This is a genomic window from Thermogladius sp. (assembly GCF_049970955.1).
In the GTDB taxonomy this organism is placed as follows: Archaea; Thermoproteota; Thermoprotei_A; order Sulfolobales; family Desulfurococcaceae; genus Thermogladius.
This window is the reverse complement of sequence record NZ_JBMFLY010000023.1, coordinates 1-17,078: the sequence shown is the minus strand read 5'-3', so window position 1 is coordinate 17,078 and position 17,078 is coordinate 1. Positions and strand designations below refer to the sequence as shown.

18 protein-coding genes are annotated in these 17,078 nt (G+C 58.3%); 10 read left to right on the top strand and 8 right to left on the bottom strand.

The window, feature by feature from the left end; all coding sequences use genetic code 11:
* Positions 1 to 7: 7 nt before the first annotated feature.
* Complete coding sequence (locus tag ACP5VX_RS04365) at positions 8 to 271, bottom strand: hypothetical protein (RefSeq protein WP_428724675.1); 264 nt, start codon at positions 269 to 271, stop codon at positions 8 to 10.
* A 156-nt stretch (positions 272 to 427) separates the two neighbouring features.
* Here ACP5VX_RS04365 and ACP5VX_RS04360 point away from each other — a divergent pair, with 156 nt between their 5' ends.
* Positions 428 to 1,603 carry a thiolase domain-containing protein gene (locus ACP5VX_RS04360; protein WP_428724674.1) on the top strand — a complete coding sequence of 392 codons (1,176 nt, stop codon included), beginning with the start codon at positions 428 to 430 and terminating at the stop codon, positions 1,601 to 1,603.
* Positions 1,603 to 3,165 (top strand): acyl-CoA carboxylase subunit beta, encoded by a 1,563-nt coding sequence (locus tag ACP5VX_RS04355; RefSeq protein ID WP_428724676.1) that lies wholly within the window; start codon positions 1,603 to 1,605, stop codon positions 3,163 to 3,165. Before ACP5VX_RS04360 ends, ACP5VX_RS04355 begins: the two co-directional genes overlap by 1 nt.
* A gap of 1 nt (position 3,166) precedes the next feature.
* On the opposite strand, the gene ACP5VX_RS04350 is transcribed toward ACP5VX_RS04355, so the two are convergent.
* The 4 genes from ACP5VX_RS04350 to ACP5VX_RS04335 form a co-directional block, all read right to left on the bottom strand.
* Entirely contained in the window at positions 3,167 to 3,682 is a 516-nt protein-coding gene (locus ACP5VX_RS04350) for a DUF2118 domain-containing protein (protein ID WP_428724673.1), read from the bottom strand.
* 91 nt (positions 3,683 to 3,773) lie between these two features.
* Positions 3,774 to 4,280, bottom strand: a complete 507-nt coding sequence (locus ACP5VX_RS04345; RefSeq protein ID WP_428724672.1) for a hypothetical protein — start codon at positions 4,278 to 4,280, stop codon at positions 3,774 to 3,776.
* 6 nt (positions 4,281 to 4,286) lie between these two features.
* Complete coding sequence (locus ACP5VX_RS04340; RefSeq protein ID WP_428724671.1) at positions 4,287 to 5,306, bottom strand: RsmB/NOP family class I SAM-dependent RNA methyltransferase; 1,020 nt, start codon at positions 5,304 to 5,306, stop codon at positions 4,287 to 4,289.
* Positions 5,303 to 6,013, bottom strand: coding sequence for a DUF72 domain-containing protein (locus ACP5VX_RS04335; RefSeq protein ID WP_428724670.1), 711 nt, complete (start codon positions 6,011 to 6,013; stop codon positions 5,303 to 5,305). Before ACP5VX_RS04335 ends, ACP5VX_RS04340 begins: the two co-directional genes overlap by 4 nt.
* 54 nt (positions 6,014 to 6,067) lie before the next feature.
* On the opposite strand from ACP5VX_RS04335, the gene deoC reads away from it, so the two are divergent.
* Positions 6,068 to 6,775: a deoxyribose-phosphate aldolase gene (gene deoC, locus ACP5VX_RS04330; protein ID WP_428724669.1), complete on the top strand. Its 708-nt coding sequence runs from the start codon at positions 6,068 to 6,070 to the stop codon at positions 6,773 to 6,775.
* Position 6,776: 1 nt separating this feature from the next.
* Positions 6,777 to 7,649 (top strand): spermidine synthase, encoded by an 873-nt coding sequence (locus ACP5VX_RS04325; RefSeq protein WP_428724668.1) that lies wholly within the window; start codon positions 6,777 to 6,779, stop codon positions 7,647 to 7,649.
* Here the strand turns inward: ACP5VX_RS04325 and ACP5VX_RS04320 are convergent.
* Genes ACP5VX_RS04320 through ACP5VX_RS04310 form a run of 3 tightly spaced genes read right to left on the bottom strand, consistent with a single transcriptional unit; the run spans position 7,636 to position 9,928 of the window.
* A complete protein-coding gene (locus ACP5VX_RS04320; RefSeq protein ID WP_428724667.1) occupies positions 7,636 to 8,496 on the bottom strand; it encodes an ABC transporter permease in 861 nt (286 codons plus the stop codon). The genes ACP5VX_RS04325 and ACP5VX_RS04320 overlap by 14 nt on opposite strands.
* Entirely contained in the window at positions 8,496 to 9,470 is a 975-nt protein-coding gene (locus ACP5VX_RS04315; protein ID WP_428724666.1) for an ATP-binding cassette domain-containing protein, read from the bottom strand. The genes ACP5VX_RS04320 and ACP5VX_RS04315 overlap by 1 nt, the downstream gene beginning before the upstream one ends.
* On the bottom strand, positions 9,461 to 9,928 hold the full coding sequence (locus ACP5VX_RS04310) for a PadR family transcriptional regulator (RefSeq protein ID WP_428724665.1): 468 nt from the start codon (positions 9,926 to 9,928) through the stop codon (positions 9,461 to 9,463). The genes ACP5VX_RS04315 and ACP5VX_RS04310 overlap by 10 nt, the downstream gene beginning before the upstream one ends.
* A gap of 104 nt (positions 9,929 to 10,032) precedes the next feature.
* Between ACP5VX_RS04310 and ACP5VX_RS04305 the strand changes: the two genes are divergently transcribed.
* From ACP5VX_RS04305 to ACP5VX_RS04280, 6 genes are all read left to right on the top strand, one after another.
* Positions 10,033 to 10,746 (top strand): HD domain-containing protein, encoded by a 714-nt coding sequence (locus tag ACP5VX_RS04305; protein WP_428724664.1) that lies wholly within the window; start codon positions 10,033 to 10,035, stop codon positions 10,744 to 10,746.
* On the top strand, positions 10,743 to 11,465 hold the full coding sequence (locus ACP5VX_RS04300; protein ID WP_428724663.1) for an ABC transporter ATP-binding protein: 723 nt from the start codon (positions 10,743 to 10,745) through the stop codon (positions 11,463 to 11,465). Before ACP5VX_RS04305 ends, ACP5VX_RS04300 begins: the two co-directional genes overlap by 4 nt.
* 5 nt (positions 11,466 to 11,470) lie before the next feature.
* Entirely contained in the window at positions 11,471 to 14,998 is a 3,528-nt protein-coding gene (locus ACP5VX_RS04295) for a hypothetical protein (RefSeq protein ID WP_428724662.1), read from the top strand.
* Positions 14,999 to 16,213, top strand: a complete 1,215-nt coding sequence (locus ACP5VX_RS04290; RefSeq protein ID WP_428724661.1) for an ABC transporter permease — start codon at positions 14,999 to 15,001, stop codon at positions 16,211 to 16,213. It begins immediately after the preceding gene.
* A 70-nt stretch (positions 16,214 to 16,283) separates the two neighbouring features.
* Complete coding sequence (locus ACP5VX_RS04285) at positions 16,284 to 16,805, top strand: DUF2299 domain-containing protein (RefSeq protein ID WP_428724660.1); 522 nt, start codon at positions 16,284 to 16,286, stop codon at positions 16,803 to 16,805.
* A gap of 50 nt (positions 16,806 to 16,855) precedes the next feature.
* Positions 16,856 to 17,078: amidohydrolase family protein (locus tag ACP5VX_RS04280; protein ID WP_428724659.1), on the top strand; the 223-nt coding region annotated here is incomplete at its 3' end.

Sequence of the window (17,078 nt, the reverse complement as noted above, 5' to 3'; positions counted from 1 at the left end):
TACGACTTTAGAGCTTACGCGGGCTTTCGGGGGCTTGCCTGACGGCCCGCGCGATCTCTTCGGCGTGAACCCTGGTCAAGTGGAGGTAAAGGCCCCTCTTAGTGAACGGCCCTTTCCCGCATACCCCGCAGTACAGCATCCCCTTCTTGACCTTGACAAGGTAGTCGGGGTTTTCTCTGAGGAACCTCAATACCCTTGCGGCGTCTCTAACGCCTACCGTCGAGTCGTCGACGCTGAGCCTCAGCGCGACTCTCACAGTGTACTTTACCACGTCGTACTCCAGAGCGCTCGTACTCCAACCCCGTTGGAAAATTGGTCTGTTTGCGTTTTTAAGGGGCATGGCAACTAGTAGGTAGGCTTTTTCAAGCGAGTCAATTTATCCTTATATACCAAAAGCGGAATCCTCTATTCAGACACAGGTGGGATCGTGGAAAAAGTTTACATCGTGGGCGCCGGGATGACCAAGATCGGTAGGTTATTCGAAAAGAGTGCTAGAGCCCTGTTTTCCGAGGCGCTGTGGAAGGCGATAGAGGACGCCGGGGGTTTGAGGCCGGACGCGGTCGTTGTGGGCAACATGACGTCCAGCGTGCTGATGGAGCAGGACAACCTGGGGCCTCTCCTAGTTGATTTCGCCGGGCTCAGGGGCCTGCCCGCTTTCAAAGTAGAGGCAGCCTGCGGTAGCGGCGGGGCGGCCGTGTACACGGGCTACGCGCTCGTGAAGTCGGGTTTAGCAGACGTCGTCGCTGTGGGAGGCGTGGAGAAGCTGACGGAGGGCGTCACGAGCGAGGTCACGAAGGCCCTCGCCCAGGCCTCAGACGCTCAGTACGAGCTGATCTACGGGGCGACTTTCACGGGCTTGAACGCCATGGTAATGAGGTACTACATGGAGAAGTTCGGGTACAACCGGGAGGACTTCGCCTACTGGCCGCTCAGGATGCACGAGTACGCGTCTTACAACCCTTACGCGCAGCTCCCTAGAAAGACGACTCTCGAAGCCATCCTCAACAGCCCGCTAATAGCCGACCCGATCCGCCTATTCGACGCCTCCCCTATTGGAGACGGCGCAGCAGTAGTGATCCTCGTTAGGGGCGAGGAGCGGGCGAGAGAGGTGGCGAAGAAGACGGGGAAGGACGTCCTGGTGGAGCTGGCCTCTGTGGCTATGGCCACCGACAGCGTCGACATAGCGTCGAGGAGAGACCTACTGACCATGGAGTCGACCGTCACGGCGGCGAGGGAGGCCGTTAAACGCGCCGGCATCTCCCTTAAAGACGTCGACTACGCAGAGGTTCACGACGCCTTCAGTATAACGGGCTTCCTCGCCCTGGAGGACATCGGCTTTGCGCCCAAGGGGGAGGCACCGAAGCTCTGGAAGGAGGGCAGGTTCGCCAAGGGTGACAAGCCCGAGGTGAACTTCAGTGGTGGGCTCAAGGCGAGGGGGCACCCTGTCGGGGCAACTGGCGTGTACCAGGTCGCCGAGGCCTACCTCCAGTTGAGAGGGGACTTCCCGGGCTACAAGGCGTCTTCGCCAGAGGTCGCGCTTACTCACAACATCGGTGGTGTTGGGACTATCACGGCGATCAGCGTACTTAGGAGGGCGAAGTGATGTCGAAGACCCACGAGGACCTTTTAAACGAGCTCAGGGGTATTAGAGAGAAGAGCGTGATCGGGGGCGGGCAGGACAAGATAGAGGCGCAACGCAAGAAGGGGAAGCTCTGGGTCAGGGACAGGCTGAACCTGTTGCTGGACAAGGACAGCTTCCAGGAGATACAGTGGCTCAGGACGCACCGCAGCACGTTCTTCGGTATGGACAAGGTGAAGATCTACGGGGACGGCGTCATAATTGGCTACGGAAAGATCGACGGTAGGCCTGTCTTCGTGTACGCACAGGACTTCACAGTCTTCGGGGGTAGCATAGGCGAGGTCCACGGAGAGAAGATAGCCCACCTGATCGAGATGGCGATCAGGTACGGCGCCCCGGTGATAGGCCTATACGACTCGGGTGGAGCCCGCATCCAAGAGGGGGTGGCGAGCCTACACAGCTCCGGCTTACTGTTCGCGGCCAACGTCAAGGCAAGCGGTGTGGTACCCCAGATCGCGGTCATGCTGGGGCCTTGCGCCGGCGCCGCCTCGTACAGCCCCGCTCTCATGGACTTTGTCATCATGGTCAAGCAGGCGTACATGTTCATAACCGGCCCCGAGGTGGTCAAAGCGGCGACAGGAGTGGAGGTGACCTTCGAGGAGCTGGGCGGAGCCCACGTCCACGCCACCAAGAGCGGTGTGGCCCACCTCGTCGCGGACGACGAGCAGACAGCCTTCGCGCTGACGAGGAAGCTGCTTTCCTACCTCCCCAGCAACTCGAACGAGGAGCCCCCGTACATCCCGACGGAAGACCCCATTGATAGGAGGCTGGACAACCTGTACGCTGTCGTCCCTACAGACCCCGTCAAGCCCTTCGACGTAAAGGAAGTCGTGGTGAGCGTAGTTGACAACGGGGAGTTCCTAGAGATACAGCCGGAGTTCGCCAAGTCCGCCGTCGTGGGGTTCGCCAGGGTGGGAGGGCACAGCGTGTGCATAGTCGCGAACCAGCCGGCCGAGAAGGGAGGGGTCATAGACATCGACGCCTCAAACAAGATCGCCAGGTTCGTGAGGTTCTGCGACGCGTTCAACCTGCCTATCATTACATTCGTGGACACGCCCGGCTTCATGCCCGGTGTAGACCAAGAGCACGGCGGGATTATAAGGCACGGGGCCAAGATCCTCCACGCGTACGCTGACGCGACCGTCCCAAAGATAACCGTGATCATGAGGAAGGCGTACGGCGGCGCATACATCGCCATGGGCAGTAAGTCGCTGGGCGCCGACATCACCTACGCCTGGCCCACAGCGGAGATCGCCGTTATGGGCCCGGAGAGCGCGGTGAGGATCCTCTACAGGAAGGAGGCCGAGACGAGGCCCGACCCAGCCAAGTTCTACGAGGAGAAGACCCAGGAGTACAGGAGAATCTTCGCCAACCCGTACTTGGCAGCAGAGCTCGGCTACGTCGACGACGTCATAGACCCTGCGGAGACGAGGTTCAAGATCGCGACGGCTCTAGAATTCGTGAAGAGGAAGAGGGAGGAGTACGTCGGGATAGTGCCGAAGAAGCACTCCAACATACCGTTGTAGACTACTTCAACGTGACTAGAGGCGCGTCTTTCCCCACGGCCTGCCCTCTCTGGACGTGCACCTCTAGAACCTCGCCCTCCAGGTGGGACTTTATCTCGATCACCATTTTCATGGACTCCATTACTGCGACGACGTCGCCCTGCTTGACCCTGTCCCCCTTCTTCACCTTGACCTCCACTATCCTCCCGGAGATAGGGGCCTTGATAACCTTACCGCCCGCCTCTACGGGCTTCGCCTCCTCGGATACTTTCCTCTTTACCGGCGTCTCGTAGATCTCCGAGATGCTGCTCACGAGGAGGGGCTGGGTGTTGATGTACGCGTGCTCGCCTGCCAGTAGTATGGAGAAGTACACCCCGTCGTAGTCCAGAATGACCCTGTCAGGGCCGTGTTTAATGACCTTCATCTCAACTTGTTTACCGTCCGGCAGGACGACCAAGACCTTGTCCTTCTCCGCCTTGTCGATTACTAGGTCGATCGTCAGCCCGTAGACCGTTTTCACTTTCATTTTTCTTGGCATAACAAACCTCGCAACCGTCTTTCAAATAGTTGAACCAGGGTCTGAACTCAATTTATTGCGTCTAAAACTTAAAAAACGTTACCTAGAGGAGCTATCCAAATCCTCTCAAGTAGAGGCCTACGTCGAAGACGTTCCTGAAAACCCTCGACCCTGTGTCCCACCTCGCCACGCCGACCACGAGCCCGTCTAAGCCGTCAACGACCGCCACGTAGCTGTCGACGGGTGGGTAGATCTCCAGGACGCTCTCGAGGAGGAGGTCGTTCCCGTACAGGAACGCTTTCACCCCCTGCTCGGACGCCTTGACCGCGGCTACCAGCCCAAACCTTTTAAAGACCTTCTCGTAGAGGGTCGGAGTCGGCACTACGTGTCCCTTCACCACGACGGCCAGCGCGTCGCCCGAGAACAAGGTGCGGGGTGCTGCGCCCCGAGCCTCGTACAGCACGCAGACGGCACCGAAGCAGGTCTCCTCCAGCCTTTGGGGGTTGAAGAACTCGCTGGCCTCGACGCCGAGGGCCTCCGAGAAGTACCTAAGCAGCTTCGCGACGTGGCCTCTGGGAGCTGGGCCGTTGTAGAACTTGATCTTGTGCTCCTCCCTCAAGCGCCTCTACCACCTCACCTTCGTGAGGAGGCAGAAGGTGAAGCCGAACATCTGGTGCCTGTGCGGCCATATCCTAACACACCTCCTCACCCTGTCGTCGAAAACCAGCCTGTGGAACGAGGTCAGCCCCCTGTCCCACTCGAAGAGCTTCACCGGCGGCTCTACAACGTCTACGTCGTTCCTGGACTCCAGGACCTTTGACACGACGTACTCGTTCTCCTCCGGCGCAATGCTACACGTGATGTAGGCCAGGATGCCCTCCGGCTCGAGCATGTCTACGCCGGCTCGGAGCAGCTCCACCTCTCTCTTCACGAGCACTGCCAGGTCCTTCAGTGTAGTCTTGGTCTTCCTCGAGGGGTCGTTCATTATGGTCCCCTCAGAGCTACAGGGGACGTCCATTACGACTCTAGCGAACCTCCTCCCCCAAGACCTCGGCAGTCGGCGGGCGTCGGCCCAAGTGACGACGTTGTTGGGGAGCTTCATCCTCACGAAGTGGCCCACGAGGGCCCTCAGGCGGGGGAGGTGAATATCGTTGGCGTAGACCACCCCATGGCCCGTCAGCAGCTGTGCTGCGAACGTGGCCTTCCCGCCGGGTGCTGCGCAGGCGTCTAGTACGTCGCCCCTGTAGTCGTGTAGCAACAGCAGTACTGGGGCTAGCGCTGAGGCGTCCCTGTGTACGTAGTACAGCCCCTTGAGGTACTCGTGGGTCGCCCCGATCGTGGGGTGTTCAGGAGAGGATACCACCCTGAAAGCCCCGTAGTACCATGGCACCTCCTCTAGTCTGAAGCCCATCTCCTCGAGCCTCCTCCTCAACTTGTCAGGCTCTACTAGGGATGTGTTGGTCCTCACCACGGGTTTCAGCGGCCTTTCGAACGCCTCCAGTAGCTTCAACGTTTCTTCGAGACCCAGTATTAGCAGGTAACGCTGGACCATGTAGGGGAGGTAGCCGTACCTCTCCGCCAGTTGCTTGGCCTTCTCACCGGCCTCTACGTAGATCTCGCTGTAGATCGTGGACACGTCGATCATTGGCCTACTCCAGCCATGGACTCCATGATCTTCTTCATCAACCGGGCGTTCTCCAGCATGTAGTGGTCGTTGTTGAAGTACACGAACACTCTCGAGGGTCTCTGCGAGACGACTCTCTCTGCCAGCTCTCGGAGCTCGCTCTCCGAGTACTCGTAGCCATACCACTCCGTGTGTCCGTGTAGCCTGAGGTAAACAGTCCCATTAGAGTTCACAACCCACGTCGCTATAGGCGCGTCTATCGAGACCAGTGTCAGGCCGAGGCCTCTGGCCCACTCGACCACGCGCTCGTTGAAGCACGACTCGTGCCTGAACTCAAGCGCAAACCTCCGACCGAGGCCCGTCTTGTCGTAGAAGTTCCTCAGCCGTTCCAGGTTCTCCTCCTTACAGGTGAAGTTCGGGGGGAGTTGGAAGAGGTAGAACTCTACTATCCTGTCCATGGGCTGGAAGAGGTCTCTGAACTTCAGCCATACCTCGAAGGCCCTCTCACTCATCCTCCTCGTGTGCGTTATACTCTTGTGGACTTTGATAGCCCACTTTATTCCAGCGCCCTTCCTAGCCCATGACAACACCTGGTTCCTGAAGGGAAACCTGTAAAAGCTCGCGTTCAACTCCACGGTGTTTAATCCGCTCTCCTCGATGTACCAGTCCAAAGTGCCTTCCTCGTTCCAAATGTAAAGCCACCCACTCGTCCCAACGTATATCTCCAAGGCAATCCCTAAGTATAATATGAGCCCTCACTCCATTTATTAGTAGGTGGTTCCATGGGCAGGATCTCGGAGCTACTTGGGAAAATGAGTGAGCGCGAGCTAGCCTCGATGATCGACCACACGTTACTCAAGCCCCAGTCGGACTACAAGCAACTAGAGAAGTACGTGAACGACTACAAGAAGTACGGCTTCAAGGCGCTGGTGGTGCCGCTGAGCCTAGTCCCGAAGGCCATCGAACTCGGAGGGGCGGGTATTAGGGTCGCCACCGTAATAGGCTTCCCCCTGGGCAACACGTCGACGAGGGTGAAGGTGGCCGAAGTAGTTGAGGCCGCCGAGCTTGGGGCCAGAGAAGTAGACGTGGTGATGAACTTGAACGCGTTTAAGTCGGGCGACTACAGCTATGTCCTCAACGAGCTGAAGAGGGTCGTGGGAGAGGCGAGGGACAGAGGGGTGGAGGTCGTCAAAGTCATAATAGAGACCGGTCTACTCACGGACGAAGAAAAAATAAAAGCAGCGAAGCTGGTAGTGGAGTCGGGTGCCGACTTCGTCAAGACTAGCACCGGCTTCCTCGGCGAGGGGGCAACGGTGCACGACGTGAACCTTTTGTACAGGGCCGTCGAGGGGAGGATAGGTGTCAAGGCCTCCGGCGGTATCAGGCACGCCCTCGACGCGCTGGCCATGATAGACGCGGGGGCTACTAGGATCGGTACGAGCACGGGCGACAAGATAATCGAGGAGTTCCTCAAAATGAAGGTGGGGTGACGTGGTGGAGTTCGAGGGGTTAGTCATACTAGAGCCCGCAGGCAAGTACACCAGGCACGTGCTGAAGGTCAACAAAGTCTACGCGGTCGAGAAGACCCCCTACCAGGAGATCGCGTTCGTCGAGATAGAGGGGTTCGGGAAAGCCCTTGTCATCGACAACTTTATCCAGAGCACGGAGGCGGACGAGCACATCTACCACGAGCTACTCGTCCAGCCCGCTATGGCACTACACCCCAAGCCCGAGAAAGTCCTGATAATCGGGGGCGGTGAAGGGGCGACCCTGAGGGAGGTGCTGAAGCACAGCACGGTGAAGAGGGCGGTCATGGTAGACATCGACAGAGACGTCGTGGAGTTCTCGAAGAAGTACCTAGAGGTGATGCACAAGGGTAGCTTCCACGACCCTAGAGCAGAGGTCCTGATCATGGACGGACTAGTGTACGTCGAGAAAGCCAGCGAAAGAGACTTCGACGTTGTTATACTAGACCTGACAGACCCGTACGCGGGCCCGGCCGCGAAGCCCCTCTATAGTTACGAGTTCTACAGTAAACTGAAGAACATAATGAAGAGGGACGGCGTTCTCGTCACGCAAGCCGGCTCTAGTTACTTCTACACGCAGGAGTACTTGTACGTGAAAGAGAACCTGTCTAGGGCTTTCAAGTACATCGGCGAGTACTGGACTTGGGTACCTAGTTTCGCCGTTAATGTGAACTTCATCATAGCCTCAGACGCCTACAACCCGCTAGAACTAGAACCAGACGAGTTCGACAAGAGGATGAGGGAGAGGGGTGTGAAAAACGTCTACATCGACGGGAGGAGGTTCAAGGGGCTCATCCTATTAGGCGTTATCTACCCGAGGGGGTTTACTCCTCAATAGAAGTTTTTTCGAACACGACCCCCGCTAGCCACAACATCACAGACCCTACTACTGCGAGCACTATGAGGTCGTTTACAGGGCTCATCGGGTAGAGGCCGACGTCGGCGCCGGTGAGCCAGTACCTCACGCCGTGGACAGTGTAGCTCAGCGGGTTGAACTGGGCAAACACCTTCATCCAGTCGGGCATCGTGGTGAACGGGTAGAACACGCCGCTCATGAACATCAGCGGCATCGTCAGCAGGTTGATCAACATCTGGAAGCCCTCCACACTTGTCAGCTTGAGGGCTATTATTACCCCGAGGGACGAGAAGGCCAGTGCCGAGATGAACAGGTAGACTATCGCTATGGGTATGCCGGTTAGTCTCAAGCCCCCCGTCAACGCAAGGCCGAGTAGCACCACGATCAGCCCCTGTAGCGTAGTTATGATAGCGTCGCCCAGTATCCTACCAGCTATCACGAGCTTCCTAGAGGCGGGGGCTACGAGCGTCTCCTTCAAGTAGCCGAACTGCTTGTCCCATATGACGCTTAACCCGCCGATGAAGCTGCCCATGAACACGGTCATCGAAGCCATCCCGCTGACCATGAATGTGAGGTAGTCTACGCCGCCGAAGATGGTGTTGAAATACCTTTGGATCATGTCGGAGATCGAGAGGCCGGGTGGTACGGGTATCCCGTTCGGCAACCTGCTGAAACTCGTCCCCGAGAACACCGACCCCCAGCCGAGGCCCAGGAATATGATCCACACCAGCGGGTTCAGCACGGTGGAGACGAGCCTCGACCTGGCCCCCATCCACCTCTTGACCTGCCTGTACACCATTGCTACTAGAGGGGAGAGGTCCCTGTACACTACCTGTGCCACCTCCTCGCGACTGGTTGCGGGGTCTCGAGACCGTCCCTCAGCTCTCTACCCGTCAGGTGGAGGAAGACCTCGTTGAGGCTCGGCTTCCTGTAGCTCACCTCCTGGAGGCTGAGCCCCCTCTCCACGACGACCTTCATGACCTCTGGTAGTAGCTTGTTTGCGTTCTCCACCACCAACTCGACCATATTGTCCTTCAGCAGTCTGCAGTCCTTGACACCGCTGAACTCCCGGCAGACGCTCTCCGTTACCGGCTGCGCGAACCTGAGGTAGATCACATCGCTGCCGAGCATGTTCTTCAGCTCGAGGCTCGTGCCCATCGCGACGATCTTCCCGTGGTCCATGATCGCGATCCTGTCCGCGAGCTCGTCTGCCTCGTCTAGGTAGTGTGTGGTCATGAGTATTGTAATGCCGAGCTCGCTCCTGAGCCTCCTAATGTAGTCCCACACCCTGGCTCTCGACTGGGGGTCGAGCCCTATCGTGGGCTCGTCGAGGATCAGGACGTCGGGGTTGCTGAGGAGACCCCTAGCGATCTCGAGCCTCCTCTTCATACCCCCACTGAAGTACTTGACCTGCTTATACGCGAACTCTTTTAGCTCTACGAAGTCGAGCAGCTCCATTATCCTCTCGTGGAGCTCCCTACCCCTGAGCCCGTAGAGCCTGCCGTGGACGTACATGTTGTCGTAAGCAGTGAGCTGGTTGTCCAGGCTCGGCTCTTGGAACACGACCCCGATAAGCCTCCTCACCTTGCCAGGCTCCCTCGACACGTCGAACCCCTCTACGAGCACCCTTCCGGATGTCGGCTTGAGCAACGTGGCGATCACGTGTATCGTAGTAGTCTTGCCAGCTCCGTTCGGCCCCAGCAGAGCGAACACCTCACCCCTCTTAACCGTGAAGCTGACCCCGTTCACCGCTGTGACGTCCTTGTACTTCTTGACCAGGTTCTCTACAACGATTACCTCCACGCTCCCACCCTCTTGAGCCTCGATATCATCTCGTTCAGCTCGGTGAACTTCGGCTTGAACTCGTTGAGCTTGTCGCTCGGTATCTCGTTGATGTGCTTGAAAAGCCAGAAAAGGTTCTTGGCGAGCGCCAACAGCCCTATATCGCTGGCGATCTTCAGCTTCGCCGACAACTGGTCTAGTAGCGTCACGAGGCTTGCGTGCTCTCTCAGGTACGAGACCCCCTTATCCGTGACACTGTATACCTTCACGACCTTATCGCCTACACGCCTCTCCTCGACTGTGACGAGGCCCTCCAAGATCATCCTCCGCAAGAGCGGGTATATGGCGCCCGGGCTCGGCTTAAAACCGTAGGACTCCTCGATCCTGTTCATCAACGCGTAGCCGTGCAAGGGCTGCTCTGAGAGGCTTTTCAGTACGATCACCCTTAGCATCCCTCTGTATATGAGTCTATCCACCACCCTGCCACCGCTAAGTATATCACCAGATACATGCGTCTTTATAAGCGTTTCTGGTCGAATATATTTTTAACCTAAACCTTATATCTGCTGATATATCGGGTGTGATGGCCGTGAGCCAGCTGCTCGACAGGCTACTAGAGTACGCCGGCAGTATAGGTGACCCCCGCATTAGGCAACTGGTACAGGACATGCTCAAGGACCCGGTGCTGACGTTCACTGACGCGAGGCCGCTAGTGGCACTCCACGAATCCCCAGCTGCGCCGCGCAAACACCACTTCTTCACGGGAGGCCTCCTACTCCACACGCTTGGCGTCGTCGAGCTAGCCGTCAGGATCAGGGACTACGTCGAGACCGTTTACGGACTAAGGGCGGACAGAGACCTTGTGGTAGCCGCCGCCATACTCCACGACTTGTTCAAGTACTACCAGTACGAGAAGGACGAGGTCGAGGGCGGCTACAAGCCCCGTAGCGACTGGTTTGTCTCACACGACTACTCCCTTATAGCCGAGCTCGCGAGGCGAGGCGCACCCGACAGGCTCATCAGAGCCGTGGCGGAGGCGCACGGCCTCCAGCCCTTCACTACGCTGGAGGGCTTGATAGTCCACATCGCCGACTCCGCGGACGCGAGGTTCGTCGACGTACTACAGCAGGTCCTCGTAAACAACTTGAAGACTCTTGATAAAGAGGGGTGTAACCCTATTAAGGTTATTGACGAGAAGGCCAGGAGAGCAGGAGCCAACCGTGTATTCGAAGGCCTATTCGAGGGGAGGGAGAAGCTTATCGAGTCTTTCAAGCCTTACTGCGGTGGTCGCTCTTGAGCTACATAGTCGAGCTTAGAGACGTCTGGAAGGTGTATAAGACCGGCGACATCGAGACCCCGGCACTTAGAGGCGTGGACCTAAGAGTCGCGAGAGGGGAGTTCGTCGCCATAATGGGGCCCAGCGGCTCGGGGAAGTCCACGCTTTTGAACATGATCGGCCTACTCGACAAGCCCACTAGAGGAGACGTCATACTCGCGGGGAAGGACGTCTCGAGGCTGTCTAGTAGGGAGATGGCCTTCTACAGGAACTACCTGATAGGGTTCGTCTTCCAGAGGTTTAACCTGATCGGGAGGCTCAGCGTGATGGAGAACATAGAGCTACCCCTCATAGCGAGAGGGGTTCCGAGGGGCGAGAGGGAGAAGATGGTCCTAGAAGCCCTCAAAATGGTGGGCGGGGAGGAGGAGTGGCTGAGGAAGAAGCCCACGCAACTGAGCGGGGGGCAGCAACAGAGGGTCGCGATCGCGAGGGCGATAGTCGGCAGGCCGGTCATACTCCTGGCCGACGAGCCGACTGGTAACCTCGACAGAGCCTCCGCAAGAGTGGTCATGGAGACGTTCAAGACGTTGAACGAGAAGGGCCTGACGGTTATAACGGTGACTCACGACCCCGAGGTAGCCAACTGTAGCCACGTGATATACGTGATCAGGGACGGCAAGATAGTCGATGTGAAGCCCCCTGTGAAGGATAGGTGTATAGCGAACATGGGGGTGGTGTGAGACCCATGCGCGCTGCCCTAGCGATAATAGGGCTTGTCCTGGCTCTGCTCGCGCCATTACCCACCGTGTCCTCGCCACCAAGTGACTGGACGCTCCAGAGCGTGACGTTCGTCTCCAGGACCGGCGGGGACGTCTACCCCGGGAGCACCGGTGCGCTGCTTACCGTGAGCATTCTGTACAGCTCTAACCAGTCGGCCTACAACCCGGTCGCGTGTATCAACCTCCCCGCGGGCTTCACTCTCAGGTCGCCGAGTTGCGTGGCGCCATCCAACTACACGCTGGGGTACGCCGTGTCGTCTGGGTCTCTACTAGACTACCGCTACGTGGTAGACGTTAGCAAGTACGTCAGCCCGGGTGTCTACGTGTTCCAGCTCAACGTCTCGTACTTCAAGGAGGGCGTCTTAACCTACCAGGTCCTCTACGGTAACCTCACAGTAAGCCCGCTACCCCCACTCGACGTTGAAGTGAGAGACGTGTACTGGTCGCCCGCGGGCTATCCCGGAGCCTACCCCACGAGCCTGGTCATAGAGGTCGAAAACAACGGTAACACCACGATAACGAGGCTTGACGCGGAGGTGGGCCTCCCGGCCTTCATTAAGGCAGAGAGCAATAGGACGAGCATATCTACGCTACCACCTAACGGGGTCGGAACACTGGTCTACAGCGGGCTGGCGATAAGCCCCGACGCGGCCCCCGGCCTGTACAAGGGGCTACTCCTGCTAAACGCCACCCTGACGACTAGCGACGGCGTGGAGTACAACGCCTCCGCCCAGCTGTCCTTCGAGTTCGCTGTTGATAGGGCGCCCAATCTAACACTACAGGTCGTGGACTACCGCTTCACAGGGGACGTCGTGTTACCGGGGATGAACAACACGGGGGTCTCGGTGACGATCCGCAGCTTCACGACTTACACGATCAAGAACATCGTCGTCTACGCCAGGGTGGAGAACGGGTACTTCAGCAACCTCTCTAGCGTCGAGGTAGTGGTGGTAGACGGGCCGGTCAACTACGGCGACGTCTTCACGTTGGTACTGAGAGGGGTTAACCTGTTCGAGAACGCGACCTTCGTCCGCTTGACCCTTGTACTCGATGCGGTGGTGGTCTACAGCGGCTCGAGCTTCCCCGCCACAGCTACGATCAACCTACTACTACCTGTCGTCAGCCCACCGATCGGCCTCTACGTGGAGGGGGTCCACTGGGCTAGAGGCGCGGCGTACCCGAATAGTGCCGGGAACACCCTCGTCGTCGAGTTGTACAACTCGATGAGCGCCTACATTAGGGACTCGACTATCGAACTACACCTGCCAGAGGCCTTTTACCCAGCGACACTAGTAGTCCACGGAATAAACATCCAGCCGCTGGCGATTACGAGGGTCGAGTTCGCAGACATACTGGTGAAGCCCGGCGCCAGACCCGGCTACTACCCGCTCAAGCTTTACGTGAGGGGCTTCCTGACAAACAACGACGGCTCGACTAAGCTGGTCGAGATCGCCTTGAGCGCCGGCATAGTAGTGAGCCCCCCAGACCAACTCGCGTCCAGTGTAGGCGAGCCCGTGGTCTCGAGCTACTTCTGGGGTTACAACACCCCGCAGTACGTCTACCCCGGCAACGCTATGGCCCCACTGACCGTTATCGTGTACAACCCAGGCCCGGTGCCGCTAGGTACACTCATAGCCTCTCTCACACCTCTCGCGCCCGACCTCAGAGTGCTCAACAACAACGTCACCAACCAGGTGCCAGTCCAGCCCGGCTCCACCGCGAGCCTGGTCTTCTACCTGGACCTCTCAAAGGCTTCGCCCGGACTAAAGAGGTTCAACCTGACGCTCATGTACGCGGCTGCCGGGGTAGGCACGTACGAGTTGTTCACGACCAGTAGAGAGTTGGAGGTCCTGCTACCAGGCTGGGAGCCTGGTGCCGGTGTTTCGCTGGTCTCCGCGAACTGGCTCAACGGCTACCCTGCCTACCCGAACTCCACCGGTGCTGTTTACACCGTGACCCTCGCCAACAGCCTGCCCTACCAGGTCAGCGGGGTGTGGCTGAAGCTCGTCGTCCCCGAGGGGTTCAGGAGCCACGACAACTACAGCCTCACCTACTACGTCCAGGGGCCGGTAGCACCCTTCCAGGTCTTCACCGCGACGTTCACCCTCGACATCGGGGGCGTTGCCCCGGGTGTCTACAGCGGTACCCTCGAAGTGTCTTATGCCACTACAGCTGGAGGTTTGGCACAGGTGAGCAGGCAGTTCTTCAAAGTACCCCTCACCATAAGCGACCCGTCGAAGGCGATAAGCGTCGTGTCCTACGGCTGGCTGACCGGCCAGCCGTACCCTGGGGAGAGGGGCGCCGTCTACTACGCTAGGATCCTGAACGCGGAGTTCCCCGCGATGAACGGCGTCTTAGTTGAGGCAGACCTCCCGTCGGGACTAGTCGACGCCTTCACGCTCGCCCATAAGGCCATAGGGTTTACAGGCAGTCTTCCCCAGCTGATCGCCCAGTACGCTCAGGTAGCCCAGAGGGGGGTTAGCCTGGCCGATCTGATAAGTCGGTTAACGAGCGCGCAGACAGGGGGCGTGGCGAAAGGTGCTTTCGTAGACGTCTTGTTCGTCCTAGGCGTAACGGGCGGGCCCCTAGAGAACTCCACTCTGGTAGCACGGGTTAGCTTCACCGACCACTGGGGTGAGAGGTACGAGTTGAACATCGGCATCCCCCTCGTGGTCTCTCCTAGGCCGCCTCTGCTCGGCGTGTACACAGACAGGGTAGCCGTGGAGTTCGCCAACAGCACTGGGTTGGCGAGGGTATACCTGTCCAACGAGTACGACTACCCGGTCTACGACATTTACGTGCTGCTGATACCGCAGAGCATGACGGCGGTACCCCTCGACAACGTGAGGTATATCGAGGTACTGCCACCAAAGAGCAACGCGACCCTGGCCTTCAGGTTGGTGTACAACCCCGTGAGCGTGTCCGTAGCACCCGGGGTGACGGCCTCGTCGCCCACCGCCGTCTTCCTTGTGACGGTCATCTACAAGGACGCGAGCGGCTTCGTGGAGACCCTCAACGAGACCGTGGCTTTCACGGTCAAACCGTTCGTGGACTTGGTATTGACCCCGGACACTAACGCGAAGGTCGTGGGAGGGACTCTAGTGGTCAACGGGATGATCATCAATACCGGCGTCTCTAGAGCGAGGAGTGTGACGGTGTACTGTATTTACGGCAACACCTCCTCTTACGAGTTCCTGGGCGATCTAGACGCGGCGTCCCAAACGGGGTTCAGAGTCGAAATGAGCGTGGGGCAGATAACCTTGGACAAGATCACGTTGAGGGTCACGTTTAAAGACGAGTACAACAACGTCTACGAGAAGGACTTCACAGTCCCGCTCACAGTCACTAACGCCACCCTCACCACGCCCGCCCCCGCATCGGAGCAGGGCGTCCAGCTGTACTACGCGTTGACGGTGGGCGCGGTGGCCTTGTTCCTCGCAGGCTTCTTTTACCTGTTCTACCGCAAGTTCTTCGCGAGGAGGAGCGCGCAGTAGATGATCAGGCTCTCCGACATAATCATGCTGAGCTACAAGGGGCTCACCGAGAAGAAGGCTAGGGCTCTCCTCACGATCATCGGGGTGGCAATAGGCCCGCTCGCTATTACCATGATATACGGGGTCACCTCGTCTTACAGCGACTACATCGTAAACCAGATCCAGGGCCTCGGCCAGAACCTCGTGGTCGTCACGCCGAGTCAGGGGTACAAGCTGAGCGAGAGAGACCTCGACAGGATCAAGGGCCTCGACCACGTCGTCTCCGCAGCCCCCTTTTACACTACACAGGGGTACTTGGGCGGCAGGCCGACCGACACGGTATTCGTCTACGCCGTAGACCCCGACTTCCTACTGAAGGCGATCACGTCACTCGAGGTCTTGGAGGGCACGCCCCCGACACAGGCGGACGTCGGGAAGGGCATGATAGGGTACGACATCGCCTACGACGACAATGGCCACCGGGTCTACTCGCCCGGAGACGTAGTGTCCGTAACCGTCTACGTGTCCAACTCTAACGGCGTCTCCGCCAGGAGGTTGAACATCATGGTCTCCGCCGTCCTCGCGAAGTACGGTGGAGCGCTATTCCTCAACCCCGACAAGTCGATTTTCGTCCCGTTCAACTCGGCCAGACTGCTCATGGGTGCCAGCGACTGGAGCGGGATACTCGTGTTAGTCGACTCTCCGACCAACGTTGACGGGGTGGCAAGGGAGATCAGCGACTTACTCGGGAACAGCGTCAACGTCATCTCGTTCGTCGGCATCGCTAGGATCGCGTCGTCTATCACCAGCGCTGTCAACTTCATGACTTTCGCGGCCAGCCTCTCGGCATTCGCCGTCGCGGTGGCTGGGATAGCGTCCACGATGATCACGAGCGTCATGGAGAGGACGCGGGAGATAGGCGTCATGAAGGCCATCGGCTTCACGGACACCCAGGTGGTCGTGTTGACGTTGTTCGAGGGTATACTGATGAGCCTTATTGGAGGAGCCATCGGGATCGCGGGCGGGGTTGTTGGCGCGTTCCAGCTAGCGTCTAGAGGTCTAACGATATCCAGCGGCGAGTTCTTCAAGGTGACGATCAGGACGTCCCCCAAGTTCACGCCCGGCTTGATCGGAGGGGTGATCGGCCTGACAATCCTCGTGGGCGTCCTCGGGTCAATACTCCCGGCTTACAGGGCCGCCAAGATCCCGCCAGCCGAGGCCCTTAGGTACGAGTGACGCGCGCTCGGGCTTGTAAACGTTTTTTACTTTCCGTCATAGATAGTTTCATGGGCAGGTGTATGGGTTTTTGAGCAAGGACAGCGTAGAGGAGAGAGTTAACGAGTGGCTCATACAGGAGGGCTTTATTGTTAGGAAGCTGGAGGCGCCGCCTGAGGCCAGGATCACGTGGGGGCTCGACGTCAACACGCCACCACCGTTCCAGGTGAACTTCAAGGTCTTCAAGACGCTGGACAAGCCGGACAGGCTCGTTGTCCTGATAGGCGTGGTAGTCTCACCGGAGCACAGGAAGTACTTGACGTCGATGAGGCAGGAGGAGGTCCTGAGGTTCATGAGCAGGTTGACCAGGATCTTGCTGACCGCCTGCGCGGACTGCCAGCTCACGATCCAGCCCAGTATACTAGACCCGCAGACCCTGACAGTGGCGCTAATATTGTTTGACGACGAGGTGAGAGCTCAGGGTAAACAGGTTTTTCTGAAGACGGTAATGAGGGTTCTCAACGCGTACTCCATAATAGTCTCGCTCTTCAACGAGGCGTACCCGATACTACCACAGCAGAGAGAGCAGAAGCACACGCAGATGTACGCCTGACTACATATATGTATACGTTTTTAAAGTCTGTCCCATTCTAGTGTATCAGGGTGATAGAAGCGATACTGATCGACAACGCACGCGTCCTAGACGTGAAAAAGGGTCGCATAGTCGAGAACGCTAGGTTGCTAGTCGAGGGCAAGTACATAGTCGACGTGGGCACTAGCGGCGAAGTAGACGCCTCCAGGGCGGACAAGGTCATTGACGCCGGCGGGAGGGTCGTTATGCCGGGGCTCATAGACGCCCACATGCACCTATCAGGCCTAAGGACAG

Coding starts and splice junctions, on each gene's coding strand:
- ACP5VX_RS04290 (WP_428724661.1), top strand. CDS start 14,999: ATGATCAGGCTCTCCGACATAATCATGCTGAGCTACAAGGGGCTCACC.
- ACP5VX_RS04355 (WP_428724676.1), top strand. CDS start 1,603: ATGTCGAAGACCCACGAGGACCTTTTAAACGAGCTCAGGGGTATTAGA.
- ACP5VX_RS04305 (WP_428724664.1), top strand. CDS start 10,033: ATGGCCGTGAGCCAGCTGCTCGACAGGCTACTAGAGTACGCCGGCAGT.
- deoC (WP_428724669.1), top strand. CDS start 6,068: ATGGGCAGGATCTCGGAGCTACTTGGGAAAATGAGTGAGCGCGAGCTA.
- ACP5VX_RS04350 (WP_428724673.1), bottom strand. CDS start 3,682: ATGCCAAGAAAAATGAAAGTGAAAACGGTCTACGGGCTGACGATCGAC.
- ACP5VX_RS04340 (WP_428724671.1), bottom strand. CDS start 5,306: ATGATCGACGTGTCCACGATCTACAGCGAGATCTACGTAGAGGCCGGT.
- ACP5VX_RS04295 (WP_428724662.1), top strand. CDS start 11,471: ATGCGCGCTGCCCTAGCGATAATAGGGCTTGTCCTGGCTCTGCTCGCG.